This is a genomic window from Rhizobium terrae, from assembly GCF_003425685.1.
In the GTDB taxonomy this organism is placed as follows: Bacteria; Pseudomonadota; Alphaproteobacteria; order Rhizobiales; family Rhizobiaceae; genus Neorhizobium; species Neorhizobium terrae.
The window spans coordinates 168,243-189,388 of record NZ_QJKM01000003.1 but is presented as its reverse complement, the minus strand read 5'-3'; the positions used below and the strand labels follow the sequence as shown (position 1 = coordinate 189,388).

Annotated in this window: 24 protein-coding genes and 1 pseudogene; 7 read left to right on the top strand and 18 right to left on the bottom strand. The window is 62.0% G+C overall.

The annotated features are described in order from the left end of the window. Positions 1–91: 91 nt before the first annotated feature. The 11 genes from DMO26_RS06525 to purC all read right to left on the bottom strand — a co-directional run bounded on the left by DMO26_RS06525 (position 92) and on the right by purC (position 7,861). Positions 92–634 carry a hypothetical protein gene (locus DMO26_RS06525; RefSeq protein ID WP_117191226.1) on the bottom strand — a complete coding sequence of 181 codons (543 nt, stop codon included), beginning with the start codon at positions 632–634 and terminating at the stop codon, positions 92–94. Between the two features lie 7 nt (positions 635–641). After that, positions 642–887 (bottom strand): hypothetical protein, encoded by a 246-nt coding sequence (locus tag DMO26_RS06520; RefSeq protein WP_117191225.1) that lies wholly within the window; start codon positions 885–887, stop codon positions 642–644. 7 nt (positions 888–894) lie between these two features. After that, a complete protein-coding gene (locus tag DMO26_RS06515; protein ID WP_007770085.1) occupies positions 895–1,131 on the bottom strand; it encodes a BolA family protein in 237 nt (78 codons plus the stop codon). A 101-nt stretch (positions 1,132–1,232) separates the two neighbouring features. Continuing rightward, positions 1,233–1,916 (bottom strand): hypothetical protein, encoded by a 684-nt coding sequence (locus tag DMO26_RS06510; RefSeq protein ID WP_117191224.1) that lies wholly within the window; start codon positions 1,914–1,916, stop codon positions 1,233–1,235. Between the two features lie 356 nt (positions 1,917–2,272). Next, the gene (gene purL / locus DMO26_RS06505) at positions 2,273–4,480 is read right to left on the bottom strand and encodes a phosphoribosylformylglycinamidine synthase subunit PurL (protein WP_117191223.1); all 2,208 of its coding nucleotides are present in this window, start codon (positions 4,478–4,480) and stop codon (positions 2,273–2,275) included. Positions 4,481–4,638: 158 nt separating this feature from the next. Then, positions 4,639–5,154: an acyloxyacyl hydrolase gene (locus DMO26_RS06500; protein WP_226951207.1), complete on the bottom strand. Its 516-nt coding sequence runs from the start codon at positions 5,152–5,154 to the stop codon at positions 4,639–4,641. 260 nt (positions 5,155–5,414) lie between these two features. Beyond that, a complete protein-coding gene (locus tag DMO26_RS06495; protein ID WP_117191221.1) occupies positions 5,415–5,810 on the bottom strand; it encodes a hypothetical protein in 396 nt (131 codons plus the stop codon). 59 nt (positions 5,811–5,869) lie between these two features. Then, positions 5,870–6,550, bottom strand: a complete 681-nt coding sequence (gene purQ / locus DMO26_RS06490) for a phosphoribosylformylglycinamidine synthase subunit PurQ (protein ID WP_117191220.1) — start codon at positions 6,548–6,550, stop codon at positions 5,870–5,872. Next, entirely contained in the window at positions 6,547–6,804 is a 258-nt protein-coding gene (locus DMO26_RS06485) for a hypothetical protein (protein ID WP_117191219.1), read from the bottom strand. The genes purQ and DMO26_RS06485 overlap by 4 nt, the downstream gene beginning before the upstream one ends. A gap of 17 nt (positions 6,805–6,821) precedes the next feature. Further along, a complete protein-coding gene (gene purS, locus DMO26_RS06480) occupies positions 6,822–7,064 on the bottom strand; it encodes a phosphoribosylformylglycinamidine synthase subunit PurS (protein WP_117191218.1) in 243 nt (80 codons plus the stop codon). Between the two features lie 32 nt (positions 7,065–7,096). Next, complete coding sequence (gene purC / locus DMO26_RS06475) at positions 7,097–7,861, bottom strand: phosphoribosylaminoimidazolesuccinocarboxamide synthase (protein WP_117191217.1); 765 nt, start codon at positions 7,859–7,861, stop codon at positions 7,097–7,099. 726 nt (positions 7,862–8,587) lie between these two features. Between purC and DMO26_RS06470 the strand changes: the two genes are divergently transcribed. After that, the gene (locus DMO26_RS06470; protein ID WP_117191216.1) at positions 8,588–8,902 is read left to right on the top strand and encodes a DUF1476 domain-containing protein; all 315 of its coding nucleotides are present in this window, start codon (positions 8,588–8,590) and stop codon (positions 8,900–8,902) included. Between the two features lie 58 nt (positions 8,903–8,960). Here DMO26_RS06470 and DMO26_RS06465 read toward each other — a convergent pair whose 3' ends face one another. The 3 genes and pseudogenes from DMO26_RS06465 to DMO26_RS06460 form a co-directional block, all read right to left on the bottom strand. Beyond that, a complete protein-coding gene (locus tag DMO26_RS06465; protein ID WP_226951206.1) occupies positions 8,961–11,171 on the bottom strand; it encodes a putative bifunctional diguanylate cyclase/phosphodiesterase in 2,211 nt (736 codons plus the stop codon). 264 nt (positions 11,172–11,435) lie between these two features. Beyond that, positions 11,436–11,543 (bottom strand): annotated as a pseudogene (locus DMO26_RS35035) (hypothetical protein); the annotation flags it as partial. Between the two features lie 134 nt (positions 11,544–11,677). After that, complete coding sequence (locus DMO26_RS06460; protein WP_117191214.1) at positions 11,678–12,232, bottom strand: RBBP9/YdeN family alpha/beta hydrolase; 555 nt, start codon at positions 12,230–12,232, stop codon at positions 11,678–11,680. Positions 12,233–12,385: 153 nt separating this feature from the next. On the opposite strand from DMO26_RS06460, the gene DMO26_RS06455 reads away from it, so the two are divergent. Continuing rightward, complete coding sequence (locus tag DMO26_RS06455) at positions 12,386–13,186, top strand: DUF2189 domain-containing protein (protein ID WP_117191213.1); 801 nt, start codon at positions 12,386–12,388, stop codon at positions 13,184–13,186. A 72-nt stretch (positions 13,187–13,258) separates the two neighbouring features. On the opposite strand, the gene purB is transcribed toward DMO26_RS06455, so the two are convergent. The 4 genes from purB to DMO26_RS06435 form a co-directional block, all read right to left on the bottom strand. Continuing rightward, positions 13,259–14,566, bottom strand: a complete 1,308-nt coding sequence (gene purB / locus DMO26_RS06450) for an adenylosuccinate lyase (protein WP_117191212.1) — start codon at positions 14,564–14,566, stop codon at positions 13,259–13,261. A gap of 73 nt (positions 14,567–14,639) precedes the next feature. Continuing rightward, a complete protein-coding gene (locus DMO26_RS06445) occupies positions 14,640–15,401 on the bottom strand; it encodes a DUF2259 domain-containing protein (protein ID WP_117191211.1) in 762 nt (253 codons plus the stop codon). Beyond that, on the bottom strand, positions 15,398–16,075 hold the full coding sequence (gene rpe, locus DMO26_RS06440) for a ribulose-phosphate 3-epimerase (protein WP_117191210.1): 678 nt from the start codon (positions 16,073–16,075) through the stop codon (positions 15,398–15,400). Before rpe ends, DMO26_RS06445 begins: the two co-directional genes overlap by 4 nt. A gap of 57 nt (positions 16,076–16,132) precedes the next feature. Then, a complete protein-coding gene (locus DMO26_RS06435; RefSeq protein WP_117191209.1) occupies positions 16,133–17,206 on the bottom strand; it encodes a branched-chain amino acid ABC transporter substrate-binding protein in 1,074 nt (357 codons plus the stop codon). 174 nt (positions 17,207–17,380) lie between these two features. Here DMO26_RS06435 and DMO26_RS06430 point away from each other — a divergent pair, with 174 nt between their 5' ends. From DMO26_RS06430 to DMO26_RS06410, 5 genes are read left to right on the top strand one after another with little or no spacing between them, the layout of a single operon-like run. Continuing rightward, complete coding sequence (locus DMO26_RS06430; protein ID WP_117191208.1) at positions 17,381–17,881, top strand: flavin reductase; 501 nt, start codon at positions 17,381–17,383, stop codon at positions 17,879–17,881. A gap of 24 nt (positions 17,882–17,905) precedes the next feature. Further along, positions 17,906–18,835 (top strand): AAA family ATPase, encoded by a 930-nt coding sequence (locus DMO26_RS06425; protein WP_117191486.1) that lies wholly within the window; start codon positions 17,906–17,908, stop codon positions 18,833–18,835. Positions 18,836–18,839: 4 nt separating this feature from the next. After that, positions 18,840–20,126: a vWA domain-containing protein gene (locus DMO26_RS06420; protein ID WP_117191207.1), complete on the top strand. Its 1,287-nt coding sequence runs from the start codon at positions 18,840–18,842 to the stop codon at positions 20,124–20,126. Continuing rightward, on the top strand, positions 20,123–20,449 hold the full coding sequence (locus DMO26_RS06415; protein WP_117191206.1) for an XdhC family protein: 327 nt from the start codon (positions 20,123–20,125) through the stop codon (positions 20,447–20,449). The genes DMO26_RS06420 and DMO26_RS06415 overlap by 4 nt, the downstream gene beginning before the upstream one ends. Beyond that, on the top strand, positions 20,449–21,144 hold the full coding sequence (locus DMO26_RS06410) for an XdhC family protein (RefSeq protein WP_117191205.1): 696 nt from the start codon (positions 20,449–20,451) through the stop codon (positions 21,142–21,144). The genes DMO26_RS06415 and DMO26_RS06410 overlap by 1 nt, the downstream gene beginning before the upstream one ends. Positions 21,145–21,146 lie beyond the last annotated feature (2 nt).

Genomic DNA, 21,146 nt, shown 5'->3' with positions numbered 1-21,146 from the left:
ATGCGGTTTCAAGGACCGCTGCGCTGCTTGAATTTTCTCTAGATAGCAACCTGCCCGCCGGAATTCCAGCGGAATAGTCCGCCGGCCATGGTTATTGGGTGGCGTCGCAGCGGCTCCTGCCGGTATCCTTTACCGTATTGGCTGCAAAGTCGAAGGTTTTCTCGACGGAAATGACCGATCCCATGCCGTTCGCCTTGTTCCGGGCAAAGCTCGGGCAGTTCTTCCGTGTCGCCTGCGCAGTGCGCTGCCAGAAGGTCAGCCTGCCGTTTTCGAGCGCATAGTCGTCGGAGGGAACGTCGAGGATCGCCTTGCGCGTCTTCAGGTCGTAGATCACGAGATCGCCTTCGGGGCCGGTGGACCGGGAGAGGATCAGCAGGTTGCCGGACTGTTCGCCGAACCAGAGCGGGTCGCCCGGTGTTCCGATGACGAAATCCGCCTTCCTCATATCGAAGACGCATTTGGCCGGTTTCGGCTTGCCGGCCAGCGCGGTGACGGCGAACTGCGAACCGGCCTCGTCCTGATAGGATTTAGCGGCAACGAGAAAATCCTTGTTGGAATGGCATTCGACGTCCTGTGCAGAGGCGGCGTCAGCCATAACGAACAGGGATGAGGCAAGGAGAGCGGCGGCCTTCATGGGACGGTCAGCAGCTGCGCTGCCTGCTGCGGCTGGCGGCGGTGCGCCGGCGGCTGACCTGTTTGCGCGCCGGCTTGGCGGTGCGGGTGGTTTTCTTCTTCACGAAACGGCCGGTCGTCGCGGAGCGAGTGGTGGCCGAACGAGTCCGGCGTTTCTTGCGCTTGGAAGCGGTACGTCCGTGCGACTTGCCGAGAAGCTCCTTGACCGCGTTTTCCACGAGGCCGGTGACGATTTGCTTGATAAGGTCGGACATGGAGCGGTCACTCAGCCGGAGCCGATGTCTGCAACGCCAGGGCATGCAGCACACCGCCCATATTGCCCTTCAGGGCCTCATAGACCATCTGATGCTGCTGCACCCGGCTCTTGCCGCGGAAGGCTTCCGCTACGACTTCGGCGGCATAGTGATCACCGTCGCCCGCCAGATCCCGGATGGTGACCTTGGCGCCGGGAATGCCGGCCTTGATCAGATCTTCGATTTCACCGGGTCTCATAGCCATGTTGTCATCCCTTTTCCCTTCCGCGGACTCACGCGGAACCTTTTGTTTAGAACAGAGTGCCTCAAAGCTTCGTTCCGGTCAAAGCAGGAGAGGGCGCTACCTCACCGATGTGACAGAGGATGCATCAGCTTGTGGAAACCTGCCCGGGCGCGCACTTTGAGGGGCTCGACGGGCTGCTTTCGCGAGAAGCGGAAAAGCCAGACGGCACTCATCATCAGAACCATGAAACCGTAGGATTCGAAAGTCTCCTCTGCCTCGACGATATCGAAATGCTCGGCCGCCTGACCGGCCGCCAGGATGAGCGCGATGAGAGCGAGCGGCCAGGAAAGGCGCGGATGAATGGCGCGGGATAGGCCGCCGCGATGGCGCAGCTCGAAGAGGACGGTGGCGATCAGCAGCACGAGCGCCGTCGCCCCGAGAACAATCGGCAGCGAGGTCTTTGATACGCAATATACCGTTACATCTCCACGGCATATCGGCATTTCACGCATGAAGAAGACCACGGCGATGCAGGCGGTGGTGATTGCAATGAAACGTGCCAGTATCCGCGTCCTGAATGCCGCAAGCACGGCAAGCACCACGGTGATGGCAAGCACCAGAGACTGAAGGTCCTCGATGGGCCCGTCCTCCTCGAAAATCTCGAAAGTGGTGAAACCCATCTTCGAGAAGATCACGTAGGCGAGGACATTCAGGCAGAGAGTGGCGATCAGCGCGTCCAGCCAGATGCGCTTGTATTGCCAGGTCGGGCCCGATGACCTGAGCCAGGTCAGAATCGGCTTGTGCATTTCTGTGCCCAGTTTTCTATTTCAGTGGATCCAGATGCATACGCGCCGGGTACCCATCCATCAATCCCCGGCACTTGAATACGTGTGCAAAAACGATGGTGTGGGCGCGTTGTCTAAGGCCTGTCGCGCAAAAGTATCCGGCGGTTTTGCGACAACGGCATGCTGAAGCGTGGCAAGCGAATCTGAAAGATCGCGCCGCGTATTAGAGATTCTGAGGTCGCACCACCGCCGTCGTCTTCGTCTCCGGGTTGAAACCGGGGGAGGAGGACGATGAAGAAGTTGCCTAAAAACTCAAACGGCGCACGAAGGTTGCCGCCGTCTTTCGCTCACACCGCTGAGGCGGCTCCTGCCGTTGATCAGGCCATGAAGGTCGGGAACCAGGATTCATGCGCCTTCGCAAGGTCTTCGACGGCTACGTTGATGAGATCGTCGACCACGAGCTCGCGGCCTGCGACGGCGCCGAGCGGGCGGAACGGCACGCCGGCGCTTTCCGCGCTCGCCTGCACGAAATTGGCAAGGTCGGCAGGCACTGCGATCACGTAGCGGGCCTGGTCCTCTCCGAAGAGCAGGGCATGGGCAGCGCCGCGCTGTTCAGACAGGCTGATCTTCATGCCCTTGGCCGAGGCCATCGCCATTTCTGCAAGCGCGATAGCCAGGCCGCCCGACGAGATGTCGTGGCATGCGGTCACCTGGCCGTTGCGGATGAGCGAACGGACGAAATCGCCGTTGCGGCGCTCGGCGGCGAGATCGACTTGCGGCGGCGGGCCTTCGATCGTGTCGAGAATGTCGCGCAGGTAAACCGACGCGCCAAGATGGCTGCCGTCCGTGCCGATCATGATCAGTCTGTCGCCGTCCCTCGCGGAGCCGATCTTTGCCATCTTCTGCCAGTCGGGCAGCAGGCCGACGCCGGCGATCGTCGGGGTCGGCAGGATCGCAATGCCGTTCGTCTCGTTGTAGAGCGAGACGTTGCCGGAAACGATCGGGAAGTCGAGCGCCTTGCAGGCTTCGCCGATGCCTTTGATGGCGCCGACGAGCTGACCCATGATTTCCGGCTTTTCCGGATTGCCGAAATTGAGGTTGTCGGTCGCAGCAAGCGGTTCGGCGCCTGTCGCAACGAGATTGCGCCAGCATTCGGCGACCGCCTGCTTGCCGCCTTCGAACGGATCGGCCTCGACATAACGCGGCGTCACGTCGGAGGAAAAGGCGAGCGCCTTCGACGGATGGTTTTCGACGCGCACGACGCCCGCATCGCCGCCGGGACGCTGCAGCGAGTTGCCCTGGATCAGCGTGTCGTATTGTTCCCAGACCCAGCGGCGGCTGGACTGGTTGGCCGAACCGACGAGCTTCAGCAGCGCTTCGCCATAGTTGGCGGGAGCGGCGACCTTGGAAGCGGGCAGGGGCTGCCGCCCGTTCGACTGGACCCAAGGCCGGTCGTATTCCGGCGCTTGGTCGCCGAGTTCCTTGATCGGCAGATTGGCGACCTCCTCGCCCTGATGCAGGATGCGGAAACGCAGGTCGTCGGTCGTTTTGCCGACGATCGCGAAATCGAGCCCCCACTTGACGAAGATCGCCTTGGCTTCCTCTTCCTTCTCCGGCTTCAGCACCATGAGCATGCGCTCCTGGCTTTCCGACAGCATCATTTCGTATGCCGTCATCCGCTCTTCGCGAACCGGCACCTTGTCGAGATCGAGTTCGATGCCGAGGTCGCCCTTGGCGCCCATCTCGACGGCCGAGCAGGTGAGGCCGGCAGCCCCCATGTCCTGGATGGCGATGACCGCGCCGGTCGCCATCAGTTCGAGGCAGGCCTCCAGCAGGCATTTTTCGGTGAAGGGGTCGCCGACCTGTACGGTCGGGCGCTTTTCCTCGATCGACTCGTCGAATTCGGCAGAAGCCATGGTCGCGCCGCCGACGCCGTCACGGCCCGTCTTGGCGCCGAGATAGACGACTGGCAGGCCGACGCCTTCGGCCTTGGAATAGAAGATCCCGTCGGTGCGCGCGAGGCCGGCCGCAAAGGCGTTGACCAGGATGTTGCCGTTATAGCGCGGATCGAACTCCACCTCGCCGCCGACGGTCGGCACACCGAAGGAGTTGCCGTAGCCGCCGACGCCGGCGACGACTCCCGAGACGAGGTGCTTGGTCTTCGGATGATCGGGAGCGCCAAAGCGCAGCGCGTTCATCGCCGCGATCGGCCGGGCGCCCATGGTGAAGACGTCGCGGAGGATGCCGCCGACGCCGGTCGCCGCGCCCTGATAGGGCTCGATATAGGACGGGTGGTTGTGGCTCTCCATCTTGAAGACCACGCAGTCGCCGTCGTCGATATCCACGACCCCGGCATTTTCTCCCGGTCCCTGGATGACGCGCGGACCCTTGGTCGGCAGCGTGCGCAGCCAGCGCTTCGATGATTTGTAGGAGCAATGCTCGTTCCACATGGCCGAGAAGATGCCGAGTTCCGTGAAGGTCGGCTCGCGTCCGATCAGATCGAGGATCCGCTGATATTCGTCGGGCTTCAGGCCGTGCGAGGCGACGAGTTCGGGCGTGATCGCGATACTGTTCGGAATGGTCATGATCTTCTCTGGATTGAAGGGCCAAGCTTTGGCCGCTCTTTAGCCTATGTCGCAGAAAGGTGCGACAGGAAAATGCTGCTCTGCAAGGTTACAGCATCGTCTCTGAAAAACAAAAAGCGCCGGAAATCTCCGGCGCTCGAAATGCACTCCCGGATCGTTCAGAACCTGTAGCCGACCGCGATGCCCGCATAGCTCAGGCCGTCGTTCTCGTCGCAAAGATCGGCATTGGAGGAATGCTCGATCGTCGCAAGAACACGCCAGTTCTGATTGATGTTGTAGCCGAGGCCCGCGGACTCGTGGAACTGAAGGCGGCAGCCGACGACCGGGCGCTTGTTCGGGTCATCCGGGCTTGCATCGGTGACCGAGCCGCCGAATCCCAGATCGACGAAGAATTTCTCGCCGAGAGGTACAGTCCATGTGAACCCGGCATAGGCCTGATTGGCGCCGCCTGTCGTGGAGACGATCGCACCGACATGGACGCGCGGACGCAGCATGTGATCCAGGAAACTTTGCGCGTGGCGCTGGTCGAACGGATCGAAAAAGACGGTGGCGGAGGGGAATACGCCCGGTTCGAATGTACGTTTGGTCTGGATCGACCCTGAAACTCCGATACGCACTTCGTCCAGCAGATGTTCCTGGGCGGATGCCGATGAGGCGAAAATCGAAGCAATCATAATTGCTCCGACCATAGACCCCAGAAATGCCTTGCTCATTCCCACCGTCCCTGCAATCGCTGCCATTCTGGCAGTTGGACGATCCATACGTGATACGCTCGCCCTTGTTGTCTGTATCAAGGGCTATCGCGGCGAGGGGAACTCGTCCAGCGATCTCCGCAGAACGGGCTGATTCGGATTGGAAAAACGTGAAAATTCACGGCGTGCGGTGCAGGCATGCAACAAATTCTACATCAAACTGTAATGTGCCGCCGGCAAGTTCAACAGCTGCTTGTGCCGCTGGCCCAGCGCAACACGTCGCGTTTGATTCGTTCACCCTCCGGACCGCTCATCATCGGGCCGAATGCATCCAGGCGCGCGGGATTGCCTTCCGCCTGGACGACCAGCATCGGGCGTGACTCCGGGCTGTTGCGCGGCACGGCCAGAATGCGGGGGCGCCCCGAGAACGAGTTGAGTTCCGGCGCCAGCCGGTACGGCCTGAAGGCCGCGTCTCCAGACTTGAACCAGCAGGTATTGGCCGCCAGCGCCACGCGTTCCATGGTCGGCAGGGCGGCGCGGTTCGGACCAGAAACGGGACGGTCGGACTGGCAGGCGGAAAGTGCGGTGCCGAGTGCGGTGATCGAAAGCAGCACGGGAAGGCGACGGGAAAGCGGCATCGAATGTCCTGACAATGGTTTCGGCCGATCTGGAGATACGCGCCGATAACACCAAGTATTTAAGCAGTTGCAGCGATCACATCGAGGGCTGAAGCAAAAATGCCGCGACCGTCGCTGCCGCCATGAGCGGCTTCGATCAGGTTCTCGGGATGCGGCATCATGCCAAGCACGTTGCCGCGCCTGTTCATGACGCCGGCGATGTCGCCGAGAGATCCGTTCGGGTTCGTGCCTTCGGCATAGCGGAACACGATCTCGCCGCGGTCTTCCATGCCTGCGAGCGTCTCCGGATCGACGAAATAGTTCCCATCGTGATGGGCGACCGGGCAGCGGATCACCTGGCCCTTTTCATAGGCGCGGGTGAAGTCGGTCTCGGCATTGACCACTTCGAGCTTCACTTCCTTGCAGACGAATTTCAGCGAGGAATTGCGCATCAGCGCGCCCGGCAGCATGCCGGCCTCGACGAGGATCTGGAAACCGTTGCAGACGCCGAGCACCTTCACGCCCTTGTCTGCCTTGTCCTTGATCGCCTGCATCACCGGCATGCGGGCGGCGATCGCGCCGCATCGCAGATAGTCGCCGTAGGAGAAGCCGCCCGGAATGACGATCAGGTCGACGTCGTCCGGGATCTCGGCCTCGGTCTGCCAGACGGTGACCGGCGCCTTGCCGGAAATCTTGGTGAGTGCCGCGATCATGTCGCGATCGCGGTTGAGACCGGGGAGCTGAACGACGGCGGATTTCATGGATGCGGTTCAAACCTTGCCTGGGCCTCGGCCAGCTCGCGCAGTTCGAGGCGGTTTTCGATACGGTCGAGACGGTTTTCGATATGACCAACGGTCACGCGGAGATTGTTCACATCGCCTTGGAGGACATGGAGTTGTCCTCTCAAAGTCATGTTGTCAGCACGCAGCTCACCAATCGAATGTTCGACTTTGTCAAACCGCCGGTGGATCTTCTTCAGAAGCTCGTACATCAATTCGGTGGTGATCTCAGCCATCGCCTGCTCCGCAACCGTCAGTCGAGAGCGATAGTATAGTTCTCGATGACCGTGTTTGCCAGAAGCTTCTCGCACATGGCCTTGAGGTCGGCTTCGGCCTTGGCCTTGTCGGCACCGTCGAGTTCGAGGTCGAAGACCTTGCCCTGGCGCACCTGGCCGACACCGGAAAAGCCGAGACTGCCGAGTGCGCCTTCGATGGCCTTGCCCTGCGGATCGAGAACGCCGTTCTTGAGCGTGACCGTCACGCGTGCCTTAATCACTGATCTACCCCCGAATTGCTGAGCCAAAACCATTACTTGACGAGAACCGGACCGGTCCCGCGGATCGGTTCGTTTTCATTGATGATGCCGAGACGGCGAGCCACTTCCGAATAGGCTTCCAGAAGCCCGCCCAGGTCGCGCCGGAAACGGTCCTTGTCCATCTTTTCCTTGGTTTCGATGTCCCAAAGGCGGCAGCTGTCCGGTGAAATCTCGTCGGCGAGAATGATGCGCATCATGTCGCCTTCGAAGAGCCGGCCGCATTCGATCTTGAAATCGACGAGCTGGATGCCAACGCCGAGGAAGAGGCCCGACAAGAAGTCGTTGACGCGGATGGCGAGCGCCATGATGTCGTCGAGCTCGGCGGGGTTCGCCCAGCCGAAGGCAGTAATGTGCTCCTCGGAGACCATCGGATCAGCCAGCGCATCGGACTTGTAGTAGAATTCGATGATCGAGCGCGGCAGGACCATGCCTTCCTCGATGCCGAGTCGCTCCGACAGCGAGCCGGCGGCGACGTTGCGCACCACGATCTCGAGCGGAATCATCTCCACTTCCTTGATCAACTGCTCGCGCATGTTCAGCCGACGGATGAAATGCGTCGGGATGCCGATCTTGTTGAGATGGGTGAAGATGTATTCGCTGATGCGGTTGTTGAGGACGCCCTTGCCGTCGATGACGTCATGTTTCTTCTTGTTGAAGGCGGTGGCGTCGTCCTTGAAGAACTGGATCAGCGTGCCGGGCTCCGGGCCTTCATACAGGATCTTGGCCTTGCCTTCGTAGATACGGCGGCGACGATTCATGATTCTTGTCTCGTTGTTGGCGCCCTTCAGGGGCGCAATGGATGATGTTTGAGCGGTCCCTTATCGGAAAAGAACGGGTTTCACAATGCGGGCCTCCGAAACCTTTGTGGGCGAGGGGCCTCTCGACGAAGCGCGATCAGGAATCATTCGGCCTCAGGGTACACGGATTCTGAGATCTTTGTCGTAGCAATCATAGTGTCCTCTTGGACGGGACAAGTAATGAACAACAAAAGCAGGGGCCATGATGTGCGCTCTTCGTGACCGGGCCGAAGCCCTGGAAGATGAATTCGCCTGTGACGAAGCTTTTCAATTTCGTGCAAATGCGCCGTAACGAGCTTCTCGGTCTTTGGTCACTTCTCCATAGGGGCTGTCTATGCTGCCATCCATGCGCAGGATCTGATGTCTTCGACGCTCGACGGCAAGTCTGTGCACGACATAGGCAGTAAGACATAGCCAGTAAATTGCGTCATGATTTCGACACCGTCGGCGTGCCGGTTCTGGACGACGACCTGCAGGCCAAGACACGCGACCTCCTGATCGAGCTGGTAAAGGAAATGGAACGCGCCTGACACTGTGCCTCCTCATGTGTGAGACACTTCGTCCCGGGGATGGCACGTCACGCAGATTTCACGATCGGCGGCGTCGGATTCCTTGGGTCGCCGATTGCACTTCCTTTACGTTTTGATTAAGGGGTCCAGGCACGAGTCCACTTTTGGGAGACCCTAGATGAGCGGCATCAGCGATCGCGAAAAAGCCTTCGAAAACAAGTTCGCCCTGGATCAGGAACTGAAGTTCAAGGCGCTGGCTCGCCGCAACAAGCTTCTCGGCCAGTGGGCCGCCGGCCTTCTCGGCAAGGCGGATGCCGACTCCTATGCCAAGGAAGTCGTTGCCGCCGATTTCGAGGAAGCCGGCGATGAGGACGTCTTCCGCAAGCTGCGTGGCGATTTCGACGCCGCCGGTATTTCGGTTTCGGACCAGGATATCCGCGTCAAGATGGTCGATCTCCTGAGCGAAGCCGTAACCCAGATCGAGAAGCAGTAGCTCCGCTTCTCCTTAGCACCGCATCCACGTCCGCGTGAGCCCGGCGAAAGCCGTAAGCTCAGCCGCGGAACGGGGTTTTCCCGCGAACCTCATGCTGCGCGGCCTCGACAGGACGCCAGCGGTGGGACCGGATGAAGTCGCAAATCCCGGCGCGCGGCATCGGCCTTGCCAGCGCATAACCCTGCAGCACATCGCAGCCGAGATCGCGCAGGATGCGGATATGGTCGGTGGTTTCGACGCCTTCGGCGACCACGCGAATATTCAGGGACTTTCCAATTTCGATGATCGAACTCACCAGCTTTCGCTGTTCGTGGGACTGCGGAACGCAACGAACCAGTTCCCGGTCGATCTTGAGCGCACTCGGATTGAGCCTCAAGAGGCTGATGATCGACGCATGACCGGTGCCGAAATCGTCGATCTCGATCTCGATGCCGAGTTTCCTCAGCCGCGTCAGATTTTTCCGCACTTCCTCGTCGCAATCATCGAGGAAGATCGATTCGAGAAGCTCGAAGGATACCGTTCCCGGCTCGATCTTCAGCTTCTTGAGCTTTTTCGCCAGCGACGGGTCGTGAAGCCGACGGGACGAGACGTTCACCGAGAATTTCGGGATTGACAGGCCCTGCCGGCGCCACTCGCGGAAATCCGCCAGCGCCCTGTCGAAGATCATTCCGTCGATCACCGAGACGGTATCCAGTTCCTCGGCCGTTTCGAGAAATTTGTCGGGCGACAGCATGCCCCGTTCGGGATGCATCCAGCGCGCGAGCGTCTCCACGCCGGCGACCTCCAGCGTCGCCGCGTCGAACTGCAGCTGGTAGAAGGGGACGAATTCATTGCGTTCGAGACCGAGCAGGATCTCGTCCGACATCTTCTTGGTGCTGATGATCTCGTTCTGGGTATCCGTCGAAAAGAATTCATGGCGGTTGCGGCCGCTGTTCTTGGCGCGGTAGAGCGCGATATCGGCATTGAGAAGGAGCTGGCGCGGATCGATCCGCATGGCCGTTTCGCAGGCGATCCCGATGCTGGCGCCAAACCGGCAGTCGTGCCCTTCGTAGGAAACCGGTTTGCGCAGTTCCTTGATGATCCGCTCGGCGAGGTTCGAAAGTTTGCGGGGCGACCCCTGGAATTTCGACAGGATGACGAACTCGTCGCCGCCGATGCGAGCCACGAAGTCTCCCTTGCGGATCGTGCCTTTCAGGATCCTGGCGACGTGCTTCAACATCGTGTCGCCGGCGCTGTGGCCAAGCGTATCGTTGATCTGCTTGAAACGGTCGAGATCGATGTGGAGGATGGCGATGCCGCCACCTTCCCGGGCGCATTCCGCCGCCACGCGGTCGAGCATCTCGTCGAGATAGCGCCGGTTGGGCAGATCGGTCAGATAATCGTGCATCGCATTGTGTTCGATGCGGCTGCGGGCGGATTCGAGCTCGCGATTGCGTGCCTCGGCGAGCGTCTTGGCCCGCTCGAGCTCGCGGTGGAGTGACACGTCCGTCGTCACGTCCCAGTTGGCGCCGACCATCTTCCGATGGCCATTGCCGTCGACAAAGGGCATCGTCCGGGTGCGCACGATCCGTTCGGATCCATCCCGCAGGATCACGCGGTATTGGTCGGAGAAACGTTCGTTGTTGCGCACGTTCACATCGACATTGGCCTGCACGCGGTCGGCATCCTCGGGATGCAACAGGCTTTCCCAGAGACCGCCGACGAAGACCTCCTCGTTCTTGTCGAGGCCATAGATCCGGAACATGCGCTCGTCCCAATCGACCTCGCCTGTGGTGAAATCACATTCGAAGACGCCGATGCCGGAGATTTCGAGCGCCATGTCGAGCCGGCGCGACATTCTCTCGGTCGCCTCCTCGGCGGCCTTGCGTGCGGTGATGTCCGTATCCGTGCCCACGACACGGGTAGCTTTGCCCTGCGCATCCCATTCGACACAGGCGCCGCGGCACTCGATCCAGATCCAGTGTCCGAGTTTATGCCGCTCGCGATATTCGAAAACGGCATAGGCAGGATCGCCGGCATTCTGCCGTTCCATCGCATGGATGACCCGTGCCCGGTCGTCCGGATGCACGAGTTCCAGCCATTCCTGTGTGCTTGCCGCAAGTGGATCGCTGGCCGACATGCCGCGGATCTGGCGCCAGACCGGCGAGTAGTATTTCTGGCCGGTTGCGTAATTGTGATCCCAGACGCCCGAGACGGAACTGACGAGCGCGTTGTTCCAGCGGCTTTCGCGTTCGGCCAGTTCTTCGGCATGCCGCTTCAGTTCGGTCACATCCGTCAAATGAACGGTGAGCAGCAGCCGATCGTTCAGAGTTCTGGTGAACGGGGTCAGCGTGGCAAGGACCCGGCGCAAAGGGCCATCGGGGGCCGTTATCCGCAAATCCATATGCTGCGGAGCGGAGTCCACACGCATGGGCCGCAGCGTTTCTGCGAGCGTGCAGCGATCATCGGGATGGATGCAGGCGTGAAAATCGGATGTTGTGCCGATCCATTCACGCCGAAAGGGGGAATTTGCAAACAGAAGCGCACCGCCGGCGTCGATCACCGCAACGGCCAGGGGAACCGCCTCGAAAACCGTCTCCAGGACACCGATATCCTCTCCATATCCTGGGTCCAGAAGGCGCGGGAGGGCGTTTGATGGCATCGGCGCGGCATCACTCACAACAACACGAGCGAACACCTTAGCAATTGCCAATTAAATCCGGCTTAAAATAGCCGTTCGAATTGCGCTCCTCAAAACTATCGACATTTCCGATGTTTCGCGGGCCGAGGGACGGCTCAGACCCTGAGGCGGCTCAGAAATTGCGCAAAGACCATCGTTCCCTCGGGCCAGGGACCGTGACCGGATTCCGCGTTGATATGGCCGGCCTCTCCGGCATCGACGAGCAGCGAACCCCAGGCGGCGGTGATGTCGTCGGCATGCTCGTAGGAGCCGAACGGATCGTTGCGGCTCGCCACCGTGAGCGACGGGAAGGGCAGGGGATCGCGCGGATAGGGACCGAACGTCATCAGGTGTTTCGGGCGGATCGACGGATTGTCCACTTCCGGCGGAGCCACGAAAAAGGCGCCGGCTATCGGCTTGCGAAACAGCGGGACGGCGTGGACGACCGTTGGAATGCCGAGCGAATGCGCGACGAGGACAACCGGGCGCGTCGCCGCATTGACCTCTTCGGCCACGCGCGCCACCCAGTCCTCTCGAACCGGCTTCGACCACTCCGCCTGCTCGACCCTTCGGGCGGTCGTCAGTTTCTGTTCCCAGCGGGTCTGCCAGTGATGCGGCCCCGAATTCGTGTAGCCGGGAACGATCAATATTTCTGCGTCGGATGCTTTCATGAGGACGCGATGTGAGGAGTGGAGGGACCGAAGTCAAGCCGGCAGGCGACAGGCGCGATAAAATTTGCTAGGCTTCCTCGTGCAATTGCTGCCACGTCGTCATCTGCGTCTGGGGGAGCGCCGCCGTGGCATGAGCCAAGGAGGATAAGCTCGATGACTGCATTTCATGTCATGGCCGGTGCGAGCGAGCATTTTGTTCGTCCGGTGGTACGGAAGGTCGGGTTTGCGGATATCGCCGACGCACTGAAGCTGGGCCTCAGGGATTTTCGTGAAAAGCCGTCGCATTATGTGTTTCTCTGCCTGATCTATCCCGTCGCCGGCATTTTTCTGACGGTCTGGAGCACCGGTGCAAACCTGCTGCCGCTGCTTTTCCCGCTGATGTCGGGTTTCGCGCTTCTCGGACCGATCGCCGCGATCGGCCTTTATGAGATCAGTCGGCGGCGCGAAAGCGGCGAGGACACGTCCTGGCGGCACGCGCTCGACGTTCGTCATTCGCGGGCGCTGCCGTCCATCCTGGCGGTCGGCTTTTTCCTGTTCGTGATGTTCATCGCGTGGCTGCTCGTTGCGCAAGCAATTTACACCGCCTATTTCGGCGAGACCGCGCCGGCTTCCGTTTCGTCCTTCCTGTCCGATGTCCTCACGACCTCGCGGGGGCTGGCGCTGATTGTGCTCGGCAATCTCGCCGGCTTCGCCTTCGCTGTCGTCGTGCTGGCGACGACGGTGGTCGCCTTTCCGCTGATGCTCGATCGTGACGTCGGCGCCGCCGCCGCGATCGACACGAGCGTGCGGGCGACGATCGCCAACCCGGGACCGGTGGCGCTCTGGGGGCTGATCGTCGCAGCGCTTCTCGTCATCGGCACGATACCGATCTTCGCGGGGCTGGCGGTCATTATGCCGATCCTCGGCCATGCGACCTGGCATCTCTACCGCAAACTGGTCGTGCCTGCTCGCTGACGAGCGGCCATGAAAAATCCCCGGTTGCTGCGGCAACCGGGGACCGAAGTGAATTGATTGCTGTTCCGCGCCCTACACTTCGCCGAACACCCGGCGGAAGATCGTATCCACATGCTTGGTATGATAACCGAGATCGAATTTTTCTCGGATGTCGGCTTCGGAAAGCGCTGCACGGACTTCCTGGTCGGCGAGCAGTTCCTCCAGGAAGTCCTTGCCTTCTTCCCAGACCTTCATCGCGTTGCGCTGCACGAGACGATAGGCGTCTTCGCGCGACACGCCGGCCTGCGTCAAGGCAAGCAGAACGCGCTGCGAATGAACAAGCCCGCGGAACTTGTTCATGTTCTTCATCATGTTGTCGGGATAGACGAGCAGCTTGTCGATGACGCTGGTGAGACGCGCCAGGGCGAAGTCGAGCGTCACCGTCGCGTCGGGCCCGATCATCCGTTCGACGGAGGAATGCGAAATGTCCCGTTCGTGCCAGAGCGCTACGTTTTCCATCGCCGGCATCGCATAGGAACGGACCATGCGGGCAAGGCCCGTCAGGTTTTCGGTCAGAACAGGGTTGCGCTTGTGCGGCATGGCCGACGAGCCCTTTTGGCCGGGCGAGAAATACTCTTCGGCCTCCAGCACTTCGGTGCGCTGCAGATGGCGGATCTCGATCGCCAGGCGCTCGATCGACGAGGCGACGACGCCGAGGATCGCAAAATACATGGCGTGCCGGTCGCGCGGAATGACCTGGGTCGATACCGGCTCGGGCTTCAGGCCCATGGCCGCCGCGACATGTTCTTCGACGCGAGGATCGATGTTCGCGAAAGTGCCGACGGCGCCGGAAATCGCGCAGGTGGCGATCTCCTCGCGGGCTTCGAGCAGGCGCGTCTTGTTGCGGTCGAATTCCGCATAGGCCTGGGCGAGCTTGATGCCGAACGTGGTCGGCTCCGCATGGATGCCGTGGCTGCGGCCGATCGTGACCGTGTCCTTATGTTCGAAGGCGCGGCGCTTCAGCGCGTCCAGGAGTTTGTCCATGTCGGCCAGCAGCAGGTCGGTGGCACGCACGAGCTGGACATTGAAACAGGTGTCGAGCACGTCGGACGACGTCATGCCCTGATGGACGAAGCGGCTGTCGGGGCCGACGAATTCGGCAAGGTGGGTGAGGAAGGCGATGACGTCATGCTTGGTGACCGCCTCGATCTCATCGATGCGTGCGACGTTGAACTCGGCCTTGCCGCCCTTTTCCCAGATGGTCTCGGCCGCCGACTTTGGGATCACGCCGATCGCCGCCAGCGCGTCGCAGGCATGCGCCTCGATCTCGAACCAGATGCGGAACTTGGTTTCGGGCGACCAGATGGCGACCATTTCGGGCCGCGAATAACGGGGGATCATAAATTTTCGTTCCTGTGGGAATATTGCCGCCGCTGTAGCAAGAAGCGCGCCCAAGCTCAAGTTTGGGAGTCGCTCAGGGACGATCGGCTGCCGGAGACTTGATCGGAATGGCGATCCAGCGGCCGTCCTGACCCTCGAAACCGGCGCTGAGGACGAGAACCAGCGCGACCTCGACCGTGCCGCCGCCCGCCGCTTCGCCGGCGACGACCCCGCCCAGCCGGTAGCCGTTGACGCAACGCCGCGAGCTCGGAATGCGTTCGTCGTCATGGACCACCTCGTTGACCGGCTTGCCGTCGCGCTCGGTAAAGCGCAGCCGGAAGGAGACCTTTCGCTCCACTACGCCCTCGCAACCCGGATCCGGCGGCTCCGGGATTTCGTCGAGCACCAGCGTGCTCGGTTCGCCGACCGGCGGCAGAACGGCGACGCTGCGATAGCGTATCTTATGCGGGTCGTCGTCAAGTTCGGTGATCGGATTGAATGCGACCAGTTCGCCCGGATGGTTGGCGAGTTCATGCGTCTCGATCATCGTCTCGGCTTGGTTGCGGACCTGCCAGCGGGCCTTGGCGATCGTCGCACCGTCATCCTCCAGCCTGACCCGGAAAGGGGTTCCCGGCAGATAGGCATCCTTGGCGAGATCGAGCGCGAAAATGCTGGCGTAGGGAAAACCGGAGCCATCCTGCACGCCGTATTCCTCGAAGGCGAAAACGGCGCCGTCGGCGGAAAAGCCGATCGGATGGATGCTTGCGATATCGGCTGCACCTGCAGAAGCGGCCAAAGGCCCTGCGGAAAGCATTGCCGCAAGGGCGACGGCCGAAGATCGCGAGTTCGATATCATCTGCGTCCGTCCTCCGCTGCCTGCCTGAGCTGCGCGATATTCTGACGATAGGCCGCGATTCCGTCGCCTTTGTAAACCGCCGAACCGGCGACGAAGACATTGGCGCCGGCAGCCGTGGCGGCACCGATCGTTTCCGCGGTAATGCCGCCGTCGACTTCCAGCTCGATCGGCCGGTCGCCGATCATCGCCTTGGCGGCGCGGATCTTGTCCGTCATCGCCGGGATGAATTTCTGGCCGCCGAAGCCGGGATTGACGCTCATGATGAGGATCAGATCGACATCGTCAAGCACGTTTTCGATGGCGGAGAGCGGCGTTGCCGGATTGAGCGTGACGCCGGTCTTCTTGCCAAGCCCGCGGATCGTCTGCAGCGAGCGGTGCAGATGCGGCCCCGCCTCGACGTGCACGGTAATGCCGTCGCAGCCGGCCTTCGCGAAGGCTTCGAGATAGGGATCGGCCGGGGAGATCATCAGGTGGCAATCGAAAAAGGCCGTCGTATAGGGGCGCAGCGATTTGATGACATCCGGCCCGAAGGAGATGTTCGGCACGAAATGCCCGTCCATCACGTCGAGATGCACCCAGTCCGCTCCCGCCTCCACGACATCGCGGACCTCCTGGCCCAGCCTGGAAAAATCGGCGGCGAGGATGGAAGGTGCGATGCGGACGGGCAGGGTCATGGGTCGAAGATCTCCGTTTCCGGCGTCCTCTAACATTCCGCCGGCGCGGGAACAATGTCACTCGGTGACCGGCCGGGACAGGACAAACGACGAGCCACGCCATTCGAGCAGGCGGAAGGGATTGTCGATGAGCTCATGGTTCTTGTCGAAACGGATCGTGCCGAGGGCGGTGCTGAAGGATCCGCCGCCGATGACCGTTGCGAGCGGACGCCCGGCGGCGGCGGTCGCCGACTGGTGAATCAATTCGACGGCGGCATAGGCCGGCAGCATATAGCCGTCCGGATCGATGTTTTTCGCCCGCAGCGCCGCGACCGCCGCGGTTGCGGAAGGCAGGGCCGCATAATCGGGCAGGGCGACCGCCAGAACGCCGTCGCGCAGCGGCACGGGGCGGTTGGCCGCCCGCATCGCATCGCCGCCGAGCAGGACCAGGGAAATGTTCTCCGAAGCGCCGTCGCGGGCGATGATCGCCATGTCGTTGCGGTCGCCGCCGACGAAGACATGCGTGGCTCCCGCCTTGGCAAGGCGGCGCACCAGCGCCACCTGCTGCTCCTGGCCCGGTCGGAATGTATCCGTGAAGATCGGGGTCATGCCCATGGGCTCGAGATGCTGGCGGATGGCGCTTGCCAACTCGCGGCCGTAGATCGTGCCATCCTCGACAAGTGCGATCGGCTCGGCCTTCCAGATGCTCAGGATGGTTTCCGACAGCTTCTCCGCCTCGTCGCCTTCCGCGGGGGCCATGCGAAAGAACGGCCAACCGTTGCGCAGCGTATCTTCCATGAGGATCTTCGAACGCACGGAGACGGTAACGGCGGGGATATGCGCCGCCTTCAAGGCCGGCAGTGCCGTGGAAAGCGTTTCGACGCAGAGGAAGCCGATCGCTGCCGTGGCCTTGGCATCGGCCAGGCCCCTGGCGGCAAGAGCGCCGCCGTTTTCGTCGCAGCTTTCATCGATTTCGATCACCGTATCGCCGGACGCTTCCGCTGCCGCGCGCGCGCCCTGGAAGACCTGGGCACCGAGAGAGGCATAAGGGCCGGACCGCGGGGCCACGACGCCGATCACCGCCGCCGATGCCGGCTGGCATCCGAAAAACGACGCCAGCAACCCGGCGATGATGAAACGTCGTGCTGTCATGCTTTTCCTGGCGTTCCGTCCTTGGAGTGACATTTAGCTTTCTGATCTCAGCCGTCAAAGAGAATCAGCTCATCGATGTAAAAAGCCGCAAGTCCGGTGGACATCAAGCGGCTTTACCACCATATCTCCACTGTAATGCGAGACTGACGTCGGTCTCCGGATGCCTTTCGCGAGATGATCTTGACGGACCAGCCTCTTCTCGATCCCGTCCGCTACCGCAACGGCATGGCACGTTATGCCGGCCATGTTCAGATCGTGACGACGGAATTTCAAGGGATGCGGCGCGGCGTGACGGTGACGGCTGCCTGCTCGGTCTCCGACGATCCGCCGACGGTGCTCGTCTGCCTGAACAGCAGCAATGCCAACAATGCGATCTTCGAGAAGAGCGGCGTCTTTGCGCTGAATTCGCTGGCGGCGCATCATCAGGCGCTGGCGACGGCGTTTGCGGGCCTGAGCGGTGTTCCGGCCGGGGAACGGTTTTCGCTCGCGACCTGGAAGACGCTGGAGACCGGGGCGCCGGTGCTGGCAGATGCCGTCGTCAGCTTCGATTGCCGGCTGACCGACATCAAGCCGGTTTCCACGCATTTCGTCATGTTCGGCGAGGTCGAGGCCATGCATTTCGGCGAAGCCAATCCCTCGCTCATCTATCTGGACCGCGGCTTTCGGACTTTGTAGAACGCCGTTTGAAAGGGTGTCATGATGCCGGAAGACAAGACGTGCGCTCTGCCCGCCTCCATTGATGAGACGATCGCCATGCTCGGTGCCGGGGATTACCTCGCCGGCCGCGCGCTCGGCACCGTGGTTTTCCTTGCACTGAAGATGAAACGGCCGCTATTCCTGGAAGGGGAAGCCGGGGTCGGCAAAACCGAGATCGCCAAGACGCTGGCGAAGGCCCTAAACCGGCCGCTGATCCGCCTGCAGTGCTACGAGGGTCTCGACATTTCCTCTGCCGTCTACGAATGGAACTACCCGGCCCAGATGCTGGACATCCGGCTTTCGGAAGCCGCCGGCGTCAAGGATCGCAAGGCGCTGGAATCCGATCTCTTCTCGGAACGCCACCTGATCCGCCGACCGGTACTGCGGGCGCTCGGCGAGAAGGGCGGCCCGGCTCCGGTCTTCCTGATCGACGAACTCGACCGCACCGACGAGGCCTTCGAAGCCTTCCTGCTGGAGGTGCTCTCCGATTTCCAAGTGACGATCCCCGAACTCGGCACGATCAAGGCGAACGAGCCGCCGATCGTGATCATCACCACCAACCGCACCCGCGAGATCCATGACGCGCTGAAGCGGCGCTGCCTCTACCACTGGGTGGATTATCCGGATGCGGTCCAGGAACTGGAGATCATCCGACGCAAGGTGCCGCAATGTTCCGAGACCCTGTCGCGGCAGGTGGTCGCCTATGTGCAGAAGCTCAGAACGATCGACCTCTTCAAGAACCCGGGTGTCGCCGAAACCATTGACTGGGCAACGGCGCTGACGGAACTCGACCGGATCGCACTCGATCCGGAAACCGTCGCCGACACGCTCTGCACGCTTCTGAAATACCAGGATGACATTGCCCGCATCAAGGGCGGCGAGGGCGAACGAGTACTCGCCGACGTGAAGGCGGAACTTCTGGCGGCGGGATAAGACGATGGCGGCAGGCTCCAGCGAGGAGGGATGGATCGTCTCGCCGGCTCCCGCCGGCGGCGAAGCGGTGCGCGCGAGCGCTTCCGGCGATGGCCGGCTTGCGGAAAATCTCGTCTATTTTTCCCGCGTCCTGCGCCGGGCCGGGTTGAAGAACGGGCCGTCGGCTGCCGCGGATGCCATTGCCGCGGTGGACGCGATCGGCATCGGCTCGCGCGAGGAATTCCATGCGGCACTTTCGGCCGTCTTCGTCAGACGCCACGAGGAGCAGCCCGTCTTCGACGAAGCCTTTCGGCTGTTCTGGCGCTCGCGTGATCTCGTCGGCAAGATGATCGCGATGATGTCCCCCAAGGTGGCCGACGACCGCGAGACGGAAAAGCAGAAGGCGGGAGCGACCCGCGTAAACGACGCTCTGACTGCCGACAGGCAGGAAAAGCCGGGTCGCAAGCCGCCGGAGATCGAGGTGGACTCCCGCTTCACGACGTCCGCAAGTGAGATCCTCAAGCATCGGGATTTTGCCCAGATGAGCGCCGCCGAACTGGCGCAGGCGCGGCGGGAGCTTCAGAAACTGGCCTTGCCGCTCGACAAGGTCGCAACCCGCCGTTTCCGGGCCTCGAACCGTCCGCCGGTCATCGATCCGCGCGCCACCATGCGCCAGGCGATGCGGAGCGGCGGCGATCTGATCCTGCCGCGGTTCCGCAGGCGCAGGACGGCGCCGCCGCCTTTGGTGGTATTGGCCGATATTTCCGGCTCGATGAGCCAGTATACCCGCATCTTCCTGCATTTCCTGCATGCGTTGACGGAAAAGCGGACCAGGGTGCACACGTTCCTGTTCGGCACGCGGCTGACCAATGTGACTCGCCAGATGCGCCGCCGCGATCCGGACGAGGCGCTGGCCGGCTGCACGGACGCGGTGCGCGACTGGTCCGGCGGAACGCGGATCGGTGCGACGCTTGCCGAATTCAACCGGCTCTGGTCGCGCCGCGTACTGGGGCAGGGCGCCGTCGTGCTGCTGATCACCGATGGCCTGGAGCGCGAGGGTGTGGAGGAACTGGGAAAGGAGATGGACCGGCTGCACCGCTCCTGCCGGCGGCTGATCTGGCTGAATCCGCTGCTGCGCTTCGACGGTTTCGAGGCGAGGGCGCGCGGCGTTCGCGCCATGTTGCCGCATGTGGACGAGTTTCGCGCCGTCCACAATCTGCAGTCGATTGCCGATCTGGCGATCGCATTGTCGGATGATCATGCAAAGGCCGCGGATCCGCGGCGTTATCTCGATAGGAGGAGGGTGGCATGACTGTTATCGAAACTCTGGATCCGCTTCTGACCGCCGAGAGCTGGAAACGGGCCGGTCGCGACGTGGCGATCGCCACCGTCGTCGAGACCTGGGGCTCGGCGCCGCGCCCGGCGGGCAGCCATCTCGTCATCGACGGCGAGGGCAATTTCGAAGGTTCCGTCTCCGGGGGCTGCGTCGAAGGCGCTGTCATCACCGAAGCACTCGACGTGATCGAGAGCGGCGAGGCGAAGATGCTCGAATTCGGTGTCGCAGACGAGACGGCCTGGCGGGTCGGCCTCTCCTGCGGCGGCCGCATCCGGGTCTACGTCGAAAGGCTCTCCTGATGCAGTTAGAAACACTGACGAAGCTGAATGCCGCGCGGCGTGATCGGCGGGCCGCGATGGTCGTGACCGATCTCGGCAGCAACGAGGTCCGCGTGATCATCGAGGGCGAGTCTGTGGCCGGTCCGCTCGGCGAGGAGGTCGCCAAGGCGTTTCGCAGCGGCAAGGCGGGGACGGTCGAAATCGAAGGCAGATCGGTCTTTCTCAATGCCCATCTGCCGCCGCCGCGCATCGTGGTGATCGGCGCCGTGCATATCAGCCAGGCGCTGGCGCGTATTGCCCCCGTCGCGGGTTATGACCTGACGATCATTGACCCGCGCACGGCGTTTGCCACCGAAGAACGTTTCGAAGGTGTCGAACTCATCGCCGATTGGCCCGAGGACGTGCTGAAGGATCGCCCGCTCGATGCCTACACGGCGCTGGCAGCCGTGACCCATGACCCCAAGATCGACGATTTTCCGCTCTCCGAGGCGCTGAGGGTCGGCTGTTTTTATGTCGGTGCGTTGGGCAGCCGGAAAACCCATGCGAAACGCGTCGAGCGGCTCAGGGAAATGGGGCGGACGGACAACGAGATCGGCCGCATTGCGGCACCGATCGGCGTCGACATCGGTGCCGCAAGCCCCGCCGAGATCGCGCTCGCGACGCTCGCCCAGATCGTCCAGGCCTTCCGCCGCCGCGATCTTGTCACTGCCGGGTGATG

Bases quoted from the DNA above. Each gene is read 5' to 3' on its own strand.
- DMO26_RS06525 (WP_117191226.1), bottom strand. From the start codon at position 634: ATGAAGGCCGCCGCTCTCCTTGCCTCATCCCTGTTCGTTATGGCTGAC.
- DMO26_RS06520 (WP_117191225.1), bottom strand. From the start codon at position 887: ATGTCCGACCTTATCAAGCAAATCGTCACCGGCCTCGTGGAAAACGCG.
- DMO26_RS06515 (WP_007770085.1), bottom strand. From the start codon at position 1,131: ATGGCTATGAGACCCGGTGAAATCGAAGATCTGATCAAGGCCGGCATT.
- DMO26_RS06510 (WP_117191224.1), bottom strand. From the start codon at position 1,916: ATGCACAAGCCGATTCTGACCTGGCTCAGGTCATCGGGCCCGACCTGG.
- purL (WP_117191223.1), bottom strand. From the start codon at position 4,480: ATGACCATTCCGAACAGTATCGCGATCACGCCCGAACTCGTCGCCTCG.
- DMO26_RS06500 (WP_226951207.1), bottom strand. From the start codon at position 5,154: ATGATTGCTTCGATTTTCGCCTCATCGGCATCCGCCCAGGAACATCTG.
- DMO26_RS06495 (WP_117191221.1), bottom strand. From the start codon at position 5,810: ATGCCGCTTTCCCGTCGCCTTCCCGTGCTGCTTTCGATCACCGCACTC.
- purQ (WP_117191220.1), bottom strand. From the start codon at position 6,550: ATGAAATCCGCCGTCGTTCAGCTCCCCGGTCTCAACCGCGATCGCGAC.
- DMO26_RS06485 (WP_117191219.1), bottom strand. From the start codon at position 6,804: ATGGCTGAGATCACCACCGAATTGATGTACGAGCTTCTGAAGAAGATC.
- purC (WP_117191217.1), bottom strand. From the start codon at position 7,861: ATGAATCGTCGCCGCCGTATCTACGAAGGCAAGGCCAAGATCCTGTAT.
- DMO26_RS06470 (WP_117191216.1), top strand. From the start codon at position 8,588: ATGAGCGGCATCAGCGATCGCGAAAAAGCCTTCGAAAACAAGTTCGCC.
- DMO26_RS06460 (WP_117191214.1), bottom strand. From the start codon at position 12,232: ATGAAAGCATCCGACGCAGAAATATTGATCGTTCCCGGCTACACGAAT.
- DMO26_RS06455 (WP_117191213.1), top strand. From the start codon at position 12,386: ATGACTGCATTTCATGTCATGGCCGGTGCGAGCGAGCATTTTGTTCGT.
- purB (WP_117191212.1), bottom strand. From the start codon at position 14,566: ATGATCCCCCGTTATTCGCGGCCCGAAATGGTCGCCATCTGGTCGCCC.
- DMO26_RS06445 (WP_117191211.1), bottom strand. From the start codon at position 15,401: ATGATATCGAACTCGCGATCTTCGGCCGTCGCCCTTGCGGCAATGCTT.
- rpe (WP_117191210.1), bottom strand. From the start codon at position 16,075: ATGACCCTGCCCGTCCGCATCGCACCTTCCATCCTCGCCGCCGATTTT.
- DMO26_RS06435 (WP_117191209.1), bottom strand. From the start codon at position 17,206: ATGACAGCACGACGTTTCATCATCGCCGGGTTGCTGGCGTCGTTTTTC.
- DMO26_RS06430 (WP_117191208.1), top strand. From the start codon at position 17,381: ATGATCTTGACGGACCAGCCTCTTCTCGATCCCGTCCGCTACCGCAAC.
- DMO26_RS06425 (WP_117191486.1), top strand. From the start codon at position 17,906: ATGCCGGAAGACAAGACGTGCGCTCTGCCCGCCTCCATTGATGAGACG.
- DMO26_RS06420 (WP_117191207.1), top strand. From the start codon at position 18,840: ATGGCGGCAGGCTCCAGCGAGGAGGGATGGATCGTCTCGCCGGCTCCC.
- DMO26_RS06415 (WP_117191206.1), top strand. From the start codon at position 20,123: ATGACTGTTATCGAAACTCTGGATCCGCTTCTGACCGCCGAGAGCTGG.
- DMO26_RS06410 (WP_117191205.1), top strand. From the start codon at position 20,449: ATGCAGTTAGAAACACTGACGAAGCTGAATGCCGCGCGGCGTGATCGG.